Genomic DNA, 18,769 nt, shown 5'->3' with positions numbered 1-18,769 from the left:
ATGGCGTCGCAGGGAAGCCAGGAACCAGGGTCCGTTTCGGGCGGGGATTACCAGGCCATCATTGATTCGCTGCCCGACGCCCTGCTGGTGCTGGCCCAGGACGGCACCGTGATGCTCATGAATCCTGCCGCGGAGCGCGTGTTTGGTTACTCACGGCACGAACTCGTAGGCCATGATCATCGGATCGTTCTTGCCGAGGGCTACCGCCTGGGCTTTCAGCGGCTCTTTAAGGCCTTCCGTGCGGGTCCGCCTTCCGGCTACGGTTCACCGTTCGAGGCGTACGGGCTCCGGAAGGACGGCACGGAGTTCAGGGGCGAGATAGCGTGCGGTCTCCTGGAGATAGCCGCCGGCCTTTGCATGTCCGTGTCGGTGCGGGACATGACGCATCGCGAAGAACCCGATGACGGGTTGCGCGAGGCGATGTCCCTGCTGAGCGCCACTCTCGAATCCACGGCTGACGGCATTCTCGTTGTGGGTACGGATGGCCAGATCGCCGGTGTGAACGAGCAGTTCGTGTCCATGTGGGGCATTCCTCGCGAGTTGTTGGCAACCCATGATGACGATGCAGTGATCAGCTACGTGCTCGGGCTGCTGAAACGGCCCCAAAGTTTCCTCGATAAAGTCCGTGATCTCTATGAGCACCCGCTGGCGGAGAGCAACGACATCCTGGAATTTACCGACGGCCGGACCTTCGAACGGTATTCGCGTCCGCAGAAAGTGGCTGACAAAGTGGTGGGCCGGGTGTGGAGCTTCCGCGACGTCACCCCGCGGCTGGCTGCCCAGGACCAGGCGAAGCAGGCCCTGGCCGACCTCGCCGAGCAGGCAGAACAGCTGAAAGCGCTGGCGTTCCAGGACCCTCTGACCGGCCTGGCCAACCGGAAGCTGTTCCATGACCAGCTGGCTGCATCGCTCCGTGGCACCGGGGCCGGGACTGTTGACGTCCTTCTGCTGGACCTGGACGACTTCAAGGAAGTCAATGACATCCTGGGCCATCATGCCGGTGACGAGATGCTGACTGAAGTGGCGCGCAGGCTCCGGTCGTGTGTCCGTCCCGACGACACCGTTGCCCGCCTGGGCGGAGACGAGTTCGTGGTGCTGCTGACAGGTTCGCCGGAACCTGATGCCATTGCGGAGCGCATCGTCGACTCCTTGAATGTGCCCATGTGGATCGACGGGACAATGCTCCGTCCAAGCCTGAGTCTCGGATTGGCCTCGGCGGGACCGGACGTGGCGGCCTCCGAGCTGCTCCGCCAGGCTGACGTGGCCATGTACGCTGCGAAGGCCGCGGGCAAGAACCGGTACATGAGGTTTGAGCCGGAAATGATGACGGCGCTGGTCCAGCGGACGGACATGGAGGCCGGCCTCCGGCTTGCCGTGGACTCCGGGCAGATCATGGTCCACTACCAGCCGGTGATTTCGCCAAAGCTTGGTGAAGTGGTGCAGTTTGAAGCCTTGGCCCGATGGAAACGGGACGGTGAGCTGGTTCCGCCCGGGCAGTTCATTCCGACCGCAGAACGTAGCGGCCTGATTTCGGCCATTGGCATGCAGGTCATGCGGCACAGCTTCACGGAGCTGCAGCCATGGCTCGCCGGGGATGCCACCCGCTCGGTGGCGGTCAACATCTCGGGTGTGCAGTTAAAGGACTGCAAGTTCGCCGACGGCGTCCTGCAGCTGGCAGCATCCTGCGGCGCGGATCCCCGGCAGCTGGTGCTTGAGGTGACGGAGAGCGTCTTCTTTGATCCGGACGCACATGTGATCCGGCAGCTGGACCTGCTCCGCGATGCCGGCGTGCGGGTGGCGCTGGACGATTTCGGCACCGGCTACTCCTCGCTGGGACGGCTGCAGGAACTCCCGGTGGACGCGGTGAAGATTGACCGTTCATTCGTCTCCATGGTGCGTACCGGCGCGGAGAAACTGCCCATCCTGAACTCGATGATCAACATGGCCCACAGTCTGGGCCTGACGGTGACAGCGGAAGGAATCGAGACCGCAGCGCAGGCCGGCTACCTGACCAACCTGGATTGCGATTCCCTGCAGGGCTACCTCTTTTCCCACCCCGAGCCTGAGTCCGGGCTGGACCTGGCACTGCTCCGCTCGGCAGATGCGATCGACGAGATGCAGGGACTGCGTCTCGAAGGCTGACAGGGTCCGGTGAAAGGTTGCCTCACCCGTCGATTCCCTCGGCCGCACGGATCCCGGTCAGGTCGTAGCAGGGGCGACGCAGGGCCGCGATGTACCCCAGGGAGAACAGTCCCGGGTCAGCTTCGCTGGTTGAGCTTGTCCGTGCTGACCAGGGCTTCGCTGCGGTCCCAGAGTTGCCGGGCAAGCTCGGCGTCGTAGGCCTGCTTGTTGGCTTTGGCCAGCGCCCGCTTGGCATAGTAAGCGCCGGACACCCAGTCTTGCCCCGGCTTGGTGGTCGCAAGCCATACGAGGGTGTCTGCGCCCTGCTCCGGGGTGAGCATGAACCGCTTGATGAAGGTCTTGTAGGCGAACCGGAACCAGCTGCTGGATTCTGCCGCGAAGTTGGTGGCCACGCCTCCAGGGTGGAATGCGGCCGTGGAAATGCCGGCGGCGTTGTACCGGTGGTGCAGCTCTGTGGTGAAGAGAATGTTCTCGAGCTTGGAAGTGCCGTAGGCCTTGTTGATGGAGTACTTCCCGGCGGCGTCGAGGTCATTAATGTCCACGTATCCGAACGCGTTTGCCGCGCTCGACGTATTGATCACCGTCGCATTGCTTGCCGTCAGGACGTCCATCAGCTCCGTGGTGAGCAGGAAGGGCGCCAGGTGGTTCACCTGGAAGGTCTTCTCGTGGCCGTCCACCGTCAGCTCGCGCTTACCCATGATCCCGCCGGCGTTGTTGGCCAGGACATCAATCCGCGGGTACTTTTCCCTCAGCTGGGCCGCCAGAGCGCGCACCTGGGACAGGTCAGCGAAATCGCTGACGAAGTAGTCAGCGCCGGCCTCCTGCGCCACGGCTCGGGTCTTTTCCGCAGAACGCCCGACGACGACCACCCGCTCCCCTGCCTTGGCCAGCGTCCTCGCGGCGGAGGCTCCGATGCCGTCGCTAGCTCCGGTGATGACGATGGTTCGTGCAGCCATGACGTAACTCCCAATCGATGATGGACTTGCCGATACCCGGCGTCCCAAACCCAGTGAGTACAACGACGGCGGCCCAGCTGGTGTTCCGCCCCGGGTGACGCTCTCTCAGATGTGGCGGGTTATTTGCGGACGCTCTCTCAGTTGTGGCCGGTTGTTTCCGGACGCTCTCTCAGTTGTGGTGGGGGTTCGACGGCGGTGCCTGGTCCGGGTGCCCGGGCCGGCGGCCGCCGGATGTGCGAGAGGGTCCGGCAGAAGGGGTGCCGGATCTGGGAGAGGGTCCGGTAGGAGGGGTGCCGGATCTGAGAGAGCGTGTGCCAAACCGGGTGCCGGATGTGAGAGAGGGTCCGGCAAAAGGGGTGCCGGATGTGCGGGAGGGTCCGGCAAAAGGGGTGCCGGATGTGAGAGAGGGTGTGTCGGGAGGGGCGCCGGATCTGGGTGTGGGTGTGGGGTGTGGTTTTGGTGGTTAACGTGGGAGAGCCCCGACCAGTTGCCTGGTTGGGGCTCTCGACCTGAATGATGTTCCGGCGGTGACCTACTCTCCCACACCCTCCCGGGTGCAGTACCATCGGCGCTGTGGGTCTTAGCTTCCGGGTTCGGAATGGGACCGGGCGTTTCCCCCACGCTATGACCGCCGTAACCCTTCTACCCGGACCCCCGGCAGGTACGCCCGGGGTTGGGAAATCAGTGGTTACAACATGCTCCTGCCGGTCAGGGCAGGTGTGGTGTTGTTATTTTGTTGTGGTTTTGTTCCTGCAACGCAACGGGTTTGTTGGTTGGGAACCACATAGTGGACGCAAGCAGTCTTGTTTTCTTTTTACCCCTTTTCATGGTGTGAACGTCTTTTGAATCCGTTCACGAAAGGGGTGTGTGGTGTAAGTTATCGGCCTATTAGTACCGGTCAGCTTCACGAGTCGTTAGTCCTCGCTTCCACATCCGGCCTATCAACCCAGTGGTCTGGCTGGGGGCCTCTCACACACAAGGTGTATGGAAATCTCATCTCGAAGCGAGCTTCCCGCTTAGATGCTTTCAGCGGTTATCCCATCCGAACGTAGCTAATCAGCGGTGCACTTGGCAGTACAACTGACACACCAGAGGTTCGTCCGTCCCGGTCCTCTCGTACTAAGGACAGCCCTTCTCAAATTTCCTGCGCGCGCAGCGGATAGGGACCGAACTGTCTCACGACGTTCTAAACCCAGCTCGCGTACCGCTTTAATGGGCGAACAGCCCAACCCTTGGGACCTACTCCAGCCCCAGGATGCGACGAGCCGACATCGAGGTGCCAAACCATGCCGTCGATATGGACTCTTGGGCAAGATCAGCCTGTTATCCCCGAGGTACCTTTTATCCGTTGAGCGACGGCCATTCCACAATGTACCGCCGGATCACTAGTCCCGACTTTCGTCCCTGCTCGAGATGTCTCTCTCACAGTCAAGCTCCCTTGTGCACTTACACTCGACACCTGATTGCCAACCAGGCTGAGGGAACCTTTGGGCGCCTCCGTTACTTTTTAGGAGGCAACCGCCCCAGTTAAACTACCCATCAGGCACTGTCCCTGACCCGGATTACGGGCCGAAGTTAGATGTCCAAAGTGACCAGAGTGGTATTTCAACGATGACTCCACCCGAACTGGCGTCCGGGCTTCAACGTCTCCCACCTATCCTACACAAGCCACTCCGAACACCAATACCAAACTATAGTAAAGGTCTCGGGGTCTTTCCGTCCTGCTGCGCGTAACGAGCATCTTTACTCGTACTGCAATTTCGCCGAGTTTATGGTTGAGACAGCGGGGAAGTCGTTACTCCATTCGTGCAGGTCGGAACTTACCCGACAAGGAATTTCGCTACCTTAGGATGGTTATAGTTACCACCGCCGTTTACTGGGGCTTAAATTCTCAGCTTCGCCTTGCGGCTAACCGGTCCTCTTAACCTTCCAGCACCGGGCAGGAGTCAGTCCGTATACATCGTCTTGCGACTTCGCACGGACCTGTGTTTTTAGTAAACAGTCGCTTCCCCCTGGTCTCTGCGGCCCCGATCCCCTCCGGACAGCACGTGTCCATCAAGGTTGGGGCCCCCCTTCTCCCGAAGTTACGGGGGCATTTTGCCGAGTTCCTTAACCATAATTCTCTCGATCGCCTTAGTATTCTCTACCTGATCACCTGTGTCGGTTTGGGGTACGGGCGGCTAAAACCTCGCGTCGATGCTTTTCTAGGCAGCATAGGATCACCGAATCCCCCCCTAAAGGGGTCCCGTCAGGTCTCAGGCATCATGAACGGCGGATTTGCCTACCGTTCGCCCTACATCCTTGGACCGGGACAACCATCGCCCGGCTCGGCTACCTTCCTGCGTCACACCTGTTAATACGCTTACCTCCCAGGATCAGGTCCCGCGCTCCACCAAAACCCTCACACCACAAGGGTGATCGGGCAGGTCTCGGGCGGTTAGTATCCCCTGTTCAGCATGGGCGGTTTTTCGCCGGTACGGGAATATCAACCCGTTGTCCATCGACTACGCCTGTCGGCCTCGCCTTAGGTCCCGACTTACCCAGGGCAGATTAGCTTGACCCTGGAACCCTTGATCATTCGGCGGACGGGTTTCTCACCCGTCTTTCGCTACTCATGCCTGCATTCTCACTCGTGTAGGCTCCACCGCTGGTTTACACCGCGACTTCACTGCCCACACGACGCTCCCCTACCCATCCACACTCCTGAACCAACCCCACAAAGGAGGCGGCTTGGATAAAATGTGAATGCCACAACTTCGGCGGTGTACTTGAGCCCCGCTACATTGTCGGCGCGGAATCACTTGACCAGTGAGCTATTACGCACTCTTTTAAGGATGGCTGCTTCTAAGCCAACCTCCTGGTTGTCTTCGCAACTCCACATCCTTTCCCACTTAGCACACGCTTAGGGGCCTTAGTTGGTGGTCTGGGCTGTTTCCCTCTCGACTATGAAGCTTATCCCCCACAGTCTCACTGCTGCGCTCTCACTTACCGGCATTCGGAGTTTGGCTGACGTCAGTAACCTTGTAGGGCCCATTAGCCATCCAGTAGCTCTACCTCCGGTAAGAAACACGCAACGCTGCACCTAAATGCATTTCGGGGAGAACCAGCTATCACGAAGTTTGATTGGCCTTTCACCCCTACCCACAGCTCATCCCCTCCATTTTCAACTGAAGTGGGTTCGGTCCTCCACGACGTCTTACCGTCGCTTCAACCTGGCCATGGGTAGATCACTTCGCTTCGGGTCTAGATCACGCCACTGCAACGCCCTATTCAGACTCGCTTTCGCTACGGCTGCCCCACACGGGTTAACCTCGCGACGTAACACTAACTCGCAGGCTCATTCTTCAAAAGGCACGCCGTCACCAGAATCAGACTGGCTCCGACGGATTGTAAGCACACGGTTTCAGGTACTGTTTCACTCCCCTCCCGGGGTACTTTTCACCTTTCCCTCACGGTACTGGTCCGCTATCGGTCATTAGGGAGTATTTAGGCTTATCAGGTGGTCCTGACAGATTCGCACGGGATTTCTCGGGCCCCGTGCTACTTGGGATACTTCCCAGGCGGTACACAACATTACGGTTACGGGGCTCACACCCTCTCTGGCCGGCCTTTCAAGACCGTTCACCTATGCCTGCACATCACACCTCGCTGTCCCGGCAGAGACAGCACGGAAAGTCCCGCAACCCCGACCATGCAACGCCCGCCGGCTATCACACATGGAACGGTTTAGCCTGATCCGCGTTCGCTCGCCACTACTAACGGAATCACTATTGTTTTCTCTTCCTGCGGGTACTGAGATGTTTCACTTCCCCGCGTTCCCTCCACGCACCCTATGTGTTCAGATGCGGGTCACCAGGCAACTCGCGTCCCTGGCGGGGTTTCCCCATTCGGACACCCTGGGATCACAGTCCGGTTATCGACTCCCCCAGGCTTATCGCAGATTCCTACGTCCTTCTTCGGCTCCTAATGCCAAGGCATCCACCGTGTGCTCTTAAAAACTTGACCACAAAAGATCAAAAACGCTAATTTTCGAGAGAACCATGAAAACCACCACCACCGCCCCGAAGGACAACAGCGACAGATCCAGGTTCATATTCTTGGAAATTGCTTCTTATAAAAGATGCTCGCGTCCACTATGTAGTTCTCAAACAACAACCCCGTACCACACACCCCACACACACAAACATGCATGATCGATGCAGCCAGGAAACCAGAAACAAACAAACCCGGGAAGAAACCCTCCCGGTCCTGTTGCCTCAGGACCCAACAGTGTGCCAAACACTAAACCGCCTGCGCCCCGCCCCCGCCGTTCCAGGACACTCAAGAGCATCCGTACTGGGCAAGGACAAAACCATGCGGCCGCTATTTGCTGATATTCCACCCGTGAGCACCCGCCGCAGAACTATCGTCTGCGCAACGGGCGTACTCCTGACAACACCACCACACCCGCATACACGGGGTGAGGTTGCTGTAGGTGCTCCTTAGAAAGGAGGTGATCCAGCCGCACCTTCCGGTACGGCTACCTTGTTACGACTTAGTCCCAATCGCCAGTCCCACCTTCGACAGCTCCCTCCCACAAGGGGTTAGGCCACCGGCTTCGGGTGTTACCAACTTTCGTGACTTGACGGGCGGTGTGTACAAGGCCCGGGAACGTATTCACCGCAGCGTTGCTGATCTGCGATTACTAGCGACTCCGACTTCATGGGGTCGAGTTGCAGACCCCAATCCGAACTGAGACCGGCTTTTTGGGATTAGCTCCACCTCACAGTATCGCAACCCTTTGTACCGGCCATTGTAGCATGCGTGAAGCCCAAGACATAAGGGGCATGATGATTTGACGTCGTCCCCACCTTCCTCCGAGTTGACCCCGGCAGTCTCCCATGAGTCCCCGCCATTACGCGCTGGCAACATGGAACGAGGGTTGCGCTCGTTGCGGGACTTAACCCAACATCTCACGACACGAGCTGACGACAACCATGCACCACCTGTGAACCGGCCCCAAAGGGGAAGGACTGTTTCCAGCCCGGTCCGGCCCATGTCAAGCCTTGGTAAGGTTCTTCGCGTTGCATCGAATTAATCCGCATGCTCCGCCGCTTGTGCGGGCCCCCGTCAATTCCTTTGAGTTTTAGCCTTGCGGCCGTACTCCCCAGGCGGGGCACTTAATGCGTTAGCTACGGCGCGGAAAACGTGGAATGTCCCCCACACCTAGTGCCCAACGTTTACGGCATGGACTACCAGGGTATCTAATCCTGTTCGCTCCCCATGCTTTCGCTCCTCAGCGTCAGTTAATGCCCAGAGACCTGCCTTCGCCATCGGTGTTCCTCCTGATATCTGCGCATTTCACCGCTACACCAGGAATTCCAGTCTCCCCTACATCACTCTAGTCTGCCCGTACCCACCGCAGATCCGGAGTTGAGCCCCGGACTTTCACGGCAGACGCGACAAACCGCCTACGAGCTCTTTACGCCCAATAATTCCGGATAACGCTTGCGCCCTACGTATTACCGCGGCTGCTGGCACGTAGTTAGCCGGCGCTTCTTCTGCAGGTACCGTCACTTTCGCTTCTTCCCTACTGAAAGAGGTTTACAACCCGAAGGCCGTCATCCCTCACGCGGCGTCGCTGCATCAGGCTTTCGCCCATTGTGCAATATTCCCCACTGCTGCCTCCCGTAGGAGTCTGGGCCGTGTCTCAGTCCCAGTGTGGCCGGTCACCCTCTCAGGCCGGCTACCCGTCGTCGCCTTGGTGAGCCATTACCTCACCAACAAGCTGATAGGCCGCGAGTCCATCCAAAACCACAAAAAGCTTTCCACCCCCCACCATGCGATGAGGAGTCATATCCGGTATTAGACCCAGTTTCCCAGGCTTATCCCAGAGTTAAGGGCAGGTTACTCACGTGTTACTCACCCGTTCGCCACTAATCCCCCCACAAGTGAGGTTCATCGTTCGACTTGCATGTGTTAAGCACGCCGCCAGCGTTCATCCTGAGCCAGGATCAAACTCTCCGTTGAAGTAAAACAAAAACAGACACAACCAGGAACCACGGGAAAACGCGGAACCAGACTGCACAAAATTTGAAACCAGCTGTAAAAACCAGACCACACCACGGGGTGGCGGATCCAGTCAATTCAACCAATCCATAAAATAAATTGGTATCAACAAACTTGGCACACTATTGAGTTCTCAAACAACAGACACACCCGGCACCACCACAACATCCCAGCCGTGGATCGCTCCGGAGCAACTTCCCAAACTTACCCGATCCCGCCACACTATGCAAACCAGCGTTCCGCCAGCCACAAGCACCACAGGAAGGGTCCCCACCCGGTTACCGCACGCCACAACAGCGCCGTTTTCCAGGCCATTCAGAAGGGGGTCGGTCGCAATCTCTCCGCATCAGCGGCGGCGACTCGAATTACTTTACACGCCCACCGCACCCCACACAAATCCACCCCCAAACACACAGACAAGACCAAAAATCCCCGGAATCCCGCGAACTACGAGGGTCCCCAGCCGCCCGGAGGCCGGCATTCCGCCGTCGGACGTTTTTGTGGAGCCCGTCACACGAGGCGATCGTGCCGGGCGGACATGTCCCGGCGGCGGAATGGAACCTCCCGGCCCGGGTGCGCGACCCGCCGGCCCGCCCCGTTGCGGCTCCCGCATACCCTCGTTAGGGTGAATTGGTAAGCATGCTTAGCATGCGTCGGAGCCGGCCACCCGACAACGACTGACTGTCCGTGTTGAGAGCAACCCTTCCGGAGGAGCACCATGACCGACCAGTACACGTTCAAGAACCCCGTGACGGCCTACGAGCACATTGAGCCGCCCAAACAGCACCAGCCCGAGCCCGGCCTGGACGCGAAGCTGACACCGAAGGCGGACCTGGGCGAAGACACTTACCGCGGCACCGGACGGCTGGAGGGGCGCAAGGCGCTTGTCACCGGCGCGGATTCGGGGATCGGCGCCGCCACGGCGATCGCCTTTGCACGGGAGGGTGCCGACGTCGTGCTTTCCTACCTGCCCGAGGAAGAAGAAGACGCGGCGCGGATCGCGAACCTGATTGAAAAGGCGGGCCGCAAGGCGGTCAAGGCTCCCGGCGACCTGAAGGACGCGGCCGTGTGCCGCGAACTGGTGGACACCGCGGTGCGCGAGCTCGGCGGCCTGGACATCCTGGTGAACAACGCCGGCAAGCAGGTGGCGCAGGAGGATATCGGGGAGATCAGCGATGAACAGTTCGACCACACGCTGAAGACCAACGTCTATGCGATGTTCTGGCTGACCAAGGCAGCAGTGCCGCACCTGCCCGCCGGATCCACCATCATCAACACCACGTCCATCCAGGCCTACAACCCGTCGCCCACGCTGGTGGATTACGCCACCACGAAGGCGAGCATCAACAACTTCACCAAGGGCCTGGCCCAGCAGCTCGCGCCGAAAGGGATCCGCGTCAATGCGGTGGCACCCGGGCCGATCTGGACCCCGCTCCAGGTCAGCAGCGGCCAGCCGAAGGAAGCCCTGCCCGAGTTCGGCAAGGACACTCCCCTGGGCCGCGCCGGGCAGCCTGCGGAACTCGCGCCCGCCTATGTGTTCCTGGCGTCGGCCGAGTCCAGCTACGTGGTGGGCGAAACGCTGAACGTCAACGGCGGCAGCCCCACGCCATAGGCGGGCGAGACGCCTACGCGCAGTAACGGCGGTGGCCGCCGCCAATCACCGGCACGTGCCGGTCACCGCCGCGGCCGCCGTCTCCGGCAAGGCCGCCCCCGGGACACGCCGCGGCCGCCGCCGCCGGCAACGCCACCTGCAGCCCTAGCCGCCCACGTGGTGAATGGTGAAGGCGGAGAGGAAACCCACGGACGCGACCAGTCCGGTGAGGTTGTGGTGCTCTTCGAAGGCCTCGGGAATCATGGTGTCCGCCAGCATGGCCAGGATGCCGCCGGCAGCCACGGCGGTGATGAACGCTACGGCTTCGTCGGGCGCGTTCTCCAGCGCCGTATAGCCAAGCAGGGAGGAGAGCCCGCACAGGACCGCAATACCTCCCCAAACGCCGAAGACATACCCTGCGCTGCGCCCGGCTTTCTTCATGCCCGCCGTGCTGGACAGGCCTTCGGGAACATTGGAAATGAAGACGGCGGCGAGCATCGCGGGGCTGACGGCGCCGGCACTGATAAGTCCGAGGCCCAGGACCACCGATTCCGGAATGCCGTCCAGCAGGGCGCCGACGGCGATGGCCGTGCCGCTGCCCGGGCTGTCCTTCTCGGAGGGCTGCTGGCCCTTGGAACGCTTGCGGTGCTTGGCCCCGGAGCGTGCCAGCAGGGCGTTGGCGCTGACGTACACCACGGCACCGGCAAGGAATCCGGCCACCGTAGGCCACAGACCGCCGCCGTCCACCGCCTCGTCCACCAGCTCGAAGGCTAGCGCGGAGATGAGGACGCCTGCGCCGAAGGCCATGATGGAGGAGACCAGCTTCGCGGGGATAGTCCACTTCCACGACAGCCAGGAACCCAGCACCAGCGCGCCGCCTGCCAGGGTTCCCCAGAACATGGCCTGCGCCCACATCGGCATCCGTACCACCTTCCACGGCCGCCAAGCCTGGCTCAAAAACAGACAGTGCCGAGCGCTGAGCCGCCCGGCACCTCCAGCATTCTTGCAGACTCCGGCGGCAATTAAGGCCAGCGGCGCTGTGCGAACGGAAAAGTGACGCACGACGCCGGGTGGCCGGCCGGCGCTGCCGGCCGCGGTCCCGGTCCGGCGGCTCCAAATACCCCTTGAATGCTGACCGGCCCGGCGTATGGTTTCTTGCATGGGACCGATTCTGGACACCCTCATCGTTGGCGCCGGGCAAGCGGGCCTGGCCACGAGCTACTGGCTGAGCAGGGCCGGCGTCGAACATCGGTTGCTGGAGCGGCGTGCCGCCCTGGGCGGTGCCTGGCAGGACCGCTGGGATGCGTTCTGCCTGAACACGCCGAACTTCTCGCTGGCATTGCCGGGCAGGCCGTATGACGGTCCCGAACCGGACGCGTTCATGCCCCGGAACGAGCTGATCGGGTACTTCCGGCAGTACGCGGCGAGCATCGGAGCGCCGGTCCGGACCGGCGCGGACGTCACCCGGGTCGCGCCGGCGGAGGACGGCGGCTTCACCGTGGAAACCACCGAGGGCGTCCGGCGGGCCCGCAACGTGGTGCTGGCCACCGGCGGCTACCAGAAACCGAAAATCCCCGCGTTGTCCGCGCGTTTCCCGGGCCACGTCCTGCAGCTGCACAGCGACAGCTACCGCAACCCGGAGCAGCTGCCGGACGGCGCGGTCCTAATCGTGGGAACCGGTCAGTCGGGCGGGCAGATCGCCGAGGAACTGCTCGCCGTCGGCCGGGAAATCCACCTGGCGGTGTCCGCCTGCCCGGAAGCGCCGCGCCGGTACCGCGGCCAGGACCTCCTCTTCTGGATGATGCACCTTGCCGAGCACGGGCCCGAGTACGGACTCAACGGCCTCACCGTGGGGCAGTTGCCGTCCCCCGCGGCACGCTTCATGTGCAACCCGCTGGTTTCCGGCGCCGACGGCGGCCACGACATCCACCTTCGTGACCTCGGCCGCCGGGGCGTCCGGCTGCACGGGCACCTGGAAGCAGCCGACGACGGCGAACTCACCTTCAGCGACGACCTTCCGGAGCGCTTGGGCGTTGTTGAGCGCACGTTCTACCAGCGCATGAGGCCGATGTTCGATGCCTACATAGCCGCCGCAGGGATGACCGCACCGGAGGCGGAAGCCCCGCGCAAGGACGACTGGCTGCCGTCCGAACCGGCGCGACTGAACCTCGAGGCTGCGGACATCACCTCGGTCATCTGGGCCACCGGCTACCGGCTGGACTTCGGCATCCTTGACATCCCGGTGCTGGACGAGTGGAACTACCCGCGGCATCAGCGAGGCGTCACCGAGCGCCCGGGCCTGTACGCCGTGGGGCTGCCGTGGCTGACCGGGCACGGTTCGTCGATCGTCGCGGGTGTGGGTCGCGACGCCAAGTACATTGCGGAGCACATCGCGGCCCGCTGAAAGCCGCCGCGGACGCGGGTTATCCGGAGCAGACCCCTTCAAAGCCCAGCGGTGCGGCCAGCCCGGCCGAGCTGAACCACTCCCGCAAAGTCAGTCGCCCATGCCGGGGTGGACGGGGACGAACTCGATCTTGTTTCCGGAGCTGGTCTTCTTCTTGGGCGAGCGGGAGTATCCCCTCGCGTCCAGGTGGTTCTGCGCGCGGTATTCGGCCAGGGCGGCGTCGTAGGCCTTGTTGAGCGTGCCGCCGGAGAGTTCCTCCGTGGTGCCGTCGGCAAAGGTGACGGCGATGCGGACTTTTTCCGGGAAGTGCCGGTTCATCCGAATGTAGCCGTCGGCATCCTGCTGGAGATTAATCAAAGTGTGGTCCGCTTCCGTGGGTGGTGTGACTTCCAGTGTCCCGCACTTTCGGGCACTGTGGGGCGGAGACGGGACCGAAAAGGGCCGACGGCGGCGCGGGGGACCCTGCCGGCCCACTGATTTTCGCTGCGGTGCCTTTAGACGCGCTGGGGGAAGGACTCCACCTTGGCAGGGTCACGCTCCACGACGCTACCCAGGGCGTCGTCGACGAGTCCGAGCGTCTTGCTGTCCAGGACCAACTCGGCGGCTTTGACCGTGTCTTCGAGTTGTTCGGGCCGGCTGGCGCCGACGATGGCCGCGGAGACGTTGGGGTTGGCCAGGACCCAGGCCACGGCCAGGGTTGCCAGGGGGACGTCAAGCCCCGCGGCGATCGGCTTGAGCTTATCCACGGCTTCCAGGACTTCCGGCTGCATGAATTTGTGCTCGGTCTTCAGCGTCCCGTCACCATCACTGAACCGGGATGAGGACGGGACGGCCCGGCCGCCGTCGTACTTTCCGCTGAGCACACCCTGGGCCAGCGGCGACCAGCACACCTGGGTGATCCCGAGCTCTTCGCAGGCAGGCACCACTTCCGCTTCGATGACGCGCCACAGCATGTTGTATTGCGGCTGGCTTGAAACGAGCTGGATGCCCAGCTCGGCTGCCAGGGCGGCGCCGGCGCGGATCTCCTCAACTGTCCATTCGGATACGCCGATGTAATGGGCTTTGCCGGCCCGGACGATGTCCGCGAAGGCGCCCATCGTTTCTTCCAGCGGGGTTTCATAGTCGTAGCGGTGCGCCTGGTAGACATCCACGTAGTCCATCTGGAGACGGCGCAGCGATCCGTTGACGGACTCCATGACGTGCTTGCGGGAAAGCCCGCGGTCATTCATCCCGGGACCGGTGGGGAAGAACGCCTTGGTCATGACCTCGATGCCTTCCCGGCGCACGCCTTTGAGGGATTCGCCGAGCATCGTTTCAGCTTTGGTGCCCGCGTAGGCATCGGCTGTGTCGAAGGTGGTGATGCCCAGGTCCAGGGCCTTCCGCACGCACGCGGTGGCGACTTCCTGGTCCACGGTTTCGCCGTGGGTGGCCCAGTTTCCCAAGGCAATGGAGCTGACGTACATGCCGCTGTTGCCGAGTTTGCGGTATTGCATGAAGTTTCCTTTCAGAGGTTGCCGGAGTGACCGGCGGAATTCGGGGAGTCCGGGGCTGCAGGTGTTGTGCGCAGGGCTCGGGGTGGCGCGGTGCTCTCGCGGACAACAAGCCTGGCGGCCCGGCTGAGGGTCCTGGGCTCGTTGCCGGCCAGGGCGTCGAGGAGGATCCCGGCGACGTCCCTGCCCTGCTCGGCCACGGCGTGGTCCATGGTTGTCAGGCCCACCACGTCGCAGAGTTCGTGGTTGTCAAAGCCGACTACGGAGAAGTCCCGGGGAACGTCCATGCCTGCCTGGCGGAGAACTTTCAGGACACCGAAGGCCATCTCGTCGGAGGCGACGAATGCCGCGGTGGGAGCATGTTCGGCGACGAGCAGCCGGGACATCGCAGCCGCACCACCCGCGACACTGTTCTCATCGAGTTCTTCAAGCACGTCGGGCCCGGCCAGTCCGGCCTCGCCCAGAGCATCCCGGTAACCCATGAGCCGTTGGAGTGGCGGCACGCCGCCCAAATTACTGCCCTCCTCGTCGCGGATGCCGATGAACGCTACCCGTTGGTGACCAAGGTTCAACAAGTGCCTCACAGCAGCGCGCCCGGCACCGACGTTGTCCACGTTCACCGATCCGATACCCGGCGATTCGGCTCCGAGCAACGCGACCCGTTGCCCTTGGGAAGCGAGCGATTCCAGTTCCTCCCGACTCGGCTGCAGGGCCATGATGATCACCCCGTCCGTGCGGCCGTGCAGATGGACGGTACCAAAGAACCTTCGCCGCTGTTCGGCCGTGGCGAGCTCATAGAGGAGCACATCGAATCCGGCTTGCCGGAGCGTTTGCGTGGCCTCGCCGATGACCTTCCCGAAGAACCATTTGGCCAACACTGGCACCACGATGCCAACGGTCATGGTCTTGCCGGTTGCCAGACGTGACGCGGCCGGGGATGCCGAGTAACCTAACTCGTCGGCTGCATCCTGCACGCGCTTGCGTGTTGCTGCCGAAACACCGGGAATGGAGCGCAATGCCCGGGATACCGTTGAAACAGAGACTCCAGCCCGCTGCGCAACCAGTTCAACATTAACCAACATGCCACCCATGCTAGGCGCCTATGCATTCTGATTGCAAGCGCATGCAAAGCATGAGACTAACCGGGTTCGCCGCCCTACCCTCCTGCACGGCGCCGGAGGCGCGCCCTGATGGTTGAGGGTTCCTGACGGCCGAACACGGTTGAGGCTTAAACAACCCAAGACCCGGTTGGGGGAACCGGGCCTTGGGCGTTGCGGGGAGCCGGGCTCAGCGGCCCCCGGGGACGGGCGTCAGTTCGACATTGAAGTGACGCCGCTGTAGTACCAGCCGGTGTACGGGGACCAGACGCCGTTGCTGCCTTCCTGGAAGCTGACCTTCTGGTACACCTCTTCGTTGCCGATCTCGCCGTCCACCAGGGTGCGGACGTTGTGGATGGTCACCGTTCCGCTGTACTGGTTCAGGTGTCGGCTGAACGTGGAGGTGCCCAGGTGGTCGTCGCCGTTGGGCCAGTCGTCTTCCTCCCAGCGCTCCTGGGTGATGTTGACGTAGCGGTCCGTGTTGCAGCGGACCTGGATTTGGTAGTCCACCAGCTTCACCCCGGAGGAATTGTGGCCGGCGAACACCGGACGCAGCGGGGTGACCGAGCAGGCGTAGTTGGTGCCGGCGGCCTGGGCCGGCGCGGCCAGGGTGAACGGTGCCGCCACCGCTCCGAGTCCGATGGCGGTCAGCAGGGCCACTTTGCGGCGGACGGTGTGGGACTTCGTGGTGGCTGGGGCGTTGGACATGGTGGTGCTCCTGAGGGGGAAGATGTGGTGTGGATGAAGCGTGCTGCCCGGCGATTCCGGGGCTTCGGATCCGCCGGGATTTCCCGTGCGTTCCGATGTATCCATGGTGGCTCCGGGCACCCCTCCGGCACTTCCGTGCTAGCACGGAATCTACTGACCGGTACGGAAACGCACCCTCGCTGGCCAGCTTGCGCGGGCATCTTTACATCGCGCCGGTCCGCGGCCAAAATAACTCACACCACAGCCTCCACTGGGCTCACAGCGCGCTGTCACTCAGAACCTGCCACAGCAGAGGGGTGCCACCATGAATGACCAGACCGATGCAATCGCGGCGGACCGGGAGCTGAAACAGAAGCACCGTGCCATGTGGGCGCAGGGCGACTACCCGGCCCTCGCCAGCGAACTGATTTCGGACCTCGGAGCGATCCTCGTCGAGGCCTGCCACATCAAGCCCCACCAGCGCGTCCTGGACGTTGCCGCCGGCGCGGGCAACGCGGCCATTCCGGCCGCCATGATGGCAGCGGAGGTGATAGCGAGCGACCTCACCCCGGAAATGTTCGACGCCGGCCGCCGGCAGGCTGCCGACCGCGGTGCCGAGCTCGAATGGAAGGAAGCGGACGCCGAGGCGCTCCCGTTCGGCGACAATGAGTTCGATGTTGTGATGTCGTGCCTGGGCGTGATGTTCGCCCCGCACCACCAGGCGGCCGCAGACGAGGTGGTGAGGGTCTGCAAACCCGACGGCACCATCGGCCTGATGGGCTGGACGCCGGAAGGATTCATCGGGAAGATGTTCGCCGCCATGAAGCCGTTCGCTCCCCCGCCTCCGCCCGGCGCGCAGCCGCCGCCGCTCTGGGGCACCGAGGACCACGTCCGCGAGCTTTTCGGCGACAGGATCACGGATGTACAGGCAGTCAAGAAGACAGTGGCCATCACCAGCTTCCATCACCCGGAGGACTTTGTGCACTACTTCAAGTCCCACTACGGCCCCACCATCTCCGTGTACAAGTACCTGGGCGACGATGAAGACAAGGCGAACGCCCTGGACAAGGCACTCACTGACCTGGCCGGCTCGTCCCTCGAGGCCCAGGGCGGTTCCACGGCGAAAATGGATTGGGAATACTTGCTGGTCACGGCCAAGAAGGCGCGCACCGCACCTGGCGGTTGAACGGTCCGGTGGTTTGGGCCTGGCGAAACCCCCGTTTTCACACCTGCCATTTCTCCTTGGTTTGTTCTAACATAAGGACAAACTAGACCCCAAGGCAGCGCCGCCGGGGGACAAAGGAGATCTTGTGAAACTTGGACTCGTTGGATTCGGATTCGGCGGGCGGTTCTTCCACGCTCCCTTCATCACGGCCGCGGACGGTGTGGAACTGGCCGGCATCGTGACCCGCTCTCCCGCCCGCCGCGCGGAGGCCGCGGAGGAGTACCCGGACGTGCCGCTCTTCGATTCCCTGACGGAGCTGCTGGCCGCCGGTGTTGATGCGGTGGTGATCACCACGCCGCCGGAAACGCGCCGCGGGCTAGTGCTCGAAGCGGTAGCGTCCGGAGTCCATGTGGTGGCGGACAAGCCCTTCGCCCCGAACGCCGAGGTGGGGCGGGAACTGGTGAGGGCGGCCGCGGACGCCGGCGTGATCCTCAATGTGTTCCACAACCGCCGCTGGGACACGGACATCCGCACCCTCCGCTCGGTGCTGGGGACCGGCGCGGTAGGGCAGGTGGCGCGGTTCGAGTCCCGCTTCGACCTCGACCAGCCGGACACCCTCGAGGCCGGCCCGGCAGGCGGGCTGCTGCGCGATCTCGGCAGCCACCTGGTGGACCAGGCGCTGTGGCTCTTCGGCCCGGCCGCCACCGTCTTCGCCACGCTCGACTGGGTGGACCTGGACGCCGGCCGCACCGACTCGGGCTTCTTCGTGACCATCGTGCACCGGAGCGGCGTGACGTCCCACGTGTCGGCCACCAAGAGCAACCGGCTGGTCGCGCGGGAACTGCGACTGCTCGGCTCCGACGGCAGTTACGTCTCGCAGCAGAGCGACGTTCAGGCGGTTGCGACCATCGCGGGCCGGCGCCCGGCGGACGATCCTGCCGCGTGGGGCTATGAGGACGAGTCCCGCTGGGGAACGCTCACGACGGCGGCCGGCCAGTTCCGCGTACCGTCCGAGCAGGGCGCGTACCAGGCCTACTACGAGCAGTTCGCCCTGGCCGTTGCCGGCAAGGGACCCGAGCCGGTCCCGGGCACCGAGGGCGTGCACACCCTCGAGGTCCTGGACGCCGCCCGGCTCAGCGACGCCGAGCGTCGCTCCGTCGACATCAGGGGCTGACCGCCGAGGCGGGAG

General features: G+C 62.8%; 11 protein-coding genes and 3 rRNA genes. 5 read left to right on the top strand and 9 right to left on the bottom strand.

Annotation, left to right across the window (positions count from 1 at the left end; genetic code table 11):
- Positions 1–2,142: a putative bifunctional diguanylate cyclase/phosphodiesterase gene (locus tag ACSQ12_RS05555; RefSeq protein WP_436064656.1), complete on the top strand. Its 2,142-nt coding sequence runs from the start codon at positions 1–3 to the stop codon at positions 2,140–2,142.
- Between the two features lie 116 nt (positions 2,143–2,258).
- On the opposite strand, the gene ACSQ12_RS05550 is transcribed toward ACSQ12_RS05555, so the two are convergent.
- From ACSQ12_RS05550 to ACSQ12_RS05535, 4 genes are all read right to left on the bottom strand, one after another.
- Positions 2,259–3,098 (bottom strand): SDR family NAD(P)-dependent oxidoreductase, encoded by an 840-nt coding sequence (locus ACSQ12_RS05550; RefSeq protein ID WP_436064655.1) that lies wholly within the window; start codon positions 3,096–3,098, stop codon positions 2,259–2,261.
- Between the two features lie 519 nt (positions 3,099–3,617).
- A 5S ribosomal RNA gene (gene rrf, locus ACSQ12_RS05545) occupies positions 3,618–3,734 on the bottom strand.
- 231 nt (positions 3,735–3,965) lie between these two features.
- A 23S ribosomal RNA gene (locus ACSQ12_RS05540) occupies positions 3,966–7,103 on the bottom strand.
- Between the two features lie 480 nt (positions 7,104–7,583).
- Positions 7,584–9,107, bottom strand: a 16S ribosomal RNA gene (locus ACSQ12_RS05535).
- The 16S, 23S and 5S rRNA genes sit together here, the layout of an rRNA operon.
- A 757-nt stretch (positions 9,108–9,864) precedes the next feature.
- Here ACSQ12_RS05535 and ACSQ12_RS05530 point away from each other — a divergent pair.
- Positions 9,865–10,758 carry an SDR family oxidoreductase gene (locus tag ACSQ12_RS05530; RefSeq protein WP_436064654.1) on the top strand — a complete coding sequence of 298 codons (894 nt, stop codon included), beginning with the start codon at positions 9,865–9,867 and terminating at the stop codon, positions 10,756–10,758.
- Positions 10,759–10,902: 144 nt separating this feature from the next.
- Here the strand turns inward: ACSQ12_RS05530 and ACSQ12_RS05525 are convergent, their stop codons facing one another.
- Positions 10,903–11,658 carry a ZIP family metal transporter gene (locus tag ACSQ12_RS05525; RefSeq protein ID WP_209746761.1) on the bottom strand — a complete coding sequence of 252 codons (756 nt, stop codon included), beginning with the start codon at positions 11,656–11,658 and terminating at the stop codon, positions 10,903–10,905.
- A 238-nt stretch (positions 11,659–11,896) separates the two neighbouring features.
- On the opposite strand from ACSQ12_RS05525, the gene ACSQ12_RS05520 reads away from it, so the two are divergent.
- On the top strand, positions 11,897–13,141 hold the full coding sequence (locus tag ACSQ12_RS05520) for a flavin-containing monooxygenase (protein WP_436064653.1): 1,245 nt from the start codon (positions 11,897–11,899) through the stop codon (positions 13,139–13,141).
- Between the two features lie 90 nt (positions 13,142–13,231).
- Here the strand turns inward: ACSQ12_RS05520 and ACSQ12_RS05515 are convergent, their stop codons facing one another.
- The 4 genes from ACSQ12_RS05515 to ACSQ12_RS05500 all read right to left on the bottom strand — a co-directional run bounded on the left by ACSQ12_RS05515 (position 13,232) and on the right by ACSQ12_RS05500 (position 16,436).
- Positions 13,232–13,498 (bottom strand): hypothetical protein, encoded by a 267-nt coding sequence (locus tag ACSQ12_RS05515; protein WP_436064652.1) that lies wholly within the window; start codon positions 13,496–13,498, stop codon positions 13,232–13,234.
- A gap of 137 nt (positions 13,499–13,635) precedes the next feature.
- Positions 13,636–14,634, bottom strand: coding sequence for an aldo/keto reductase family protein (locus ACSQ12_RS05510; RefSeq protein ID WP_436064651.1), 999 nt, complete (start codon positions 14,632–14,634; stop codon positions 13,636–13,638).
- An 11-nt stretch (positions 14,635–14,645) separates the two neighbouring features.
- Positions 14,646–15,722, bottom strand: a complete 1,077-nt coding sequence (locus tag ACSQ12_RS05505; protein ID WP_436064650.1) for a LacI family DNA-binding transcriptional regulator — start codon at positions 15,720–15,722, stop codon at positions 14,646–14,648.
- Positions 15,723–15,941: 219 nt separating this feature from the next.
- On the bottom strand, positions 15,942–16,436 hold the full coding sequence (locus ACSQ12_RS05500; protein ID WP_436064649.1) for a hypothetical protein: 495 nt from the start codon (positions 16,434–16,436) through the stop codon (positions 15,942–15,944).
- Positions 16,437–16,740: 304 nt separating this feature from the next.
- Between ACSQ12_RS05500 and ACSQ12_RS05495 the strand changes: the two genes are divergently transcribed.
- Positions 16,741–17,601, top strand: a complete 861-nt coding sequence (locus ACSQ12_RS05495; protein WP_436064648.1) for a class I SAM-dependent methyltransferase — start codon at positions 16,741–16,743, stop codon at positions 17,599–17,601.
- A 124-nt stretch (positions 17,602–17,725) separates the two neighbouring features.
- On the top strand, positions 17,726–18,754 hold the full coding sequence (locus tag ACSQ12_RS05490) for a Gfo/Idh/MocA family oxidoreductase (RefSeq protein ID WP_436064647.1): 1,029 nt from the start codon (positions 17,726–17,728) through the stop codon (positions 18,752–18,754).
- Positions 18,755–18,769 lie beyond the last annotated feature (15 nt).

The organism is Arthrobacter sp. LjRoot14 (assembly GCF_964253905.1).
GTDB lineage: Bacteria > Actinomycetota > Actinomycetes > Actinomycetales > Micrococcaceae > Arthrobacter.
Note: the sequence above shows the minus strand (reverse complement) of the source record. Positions and strands in the feature narration are given on the sequence as shown.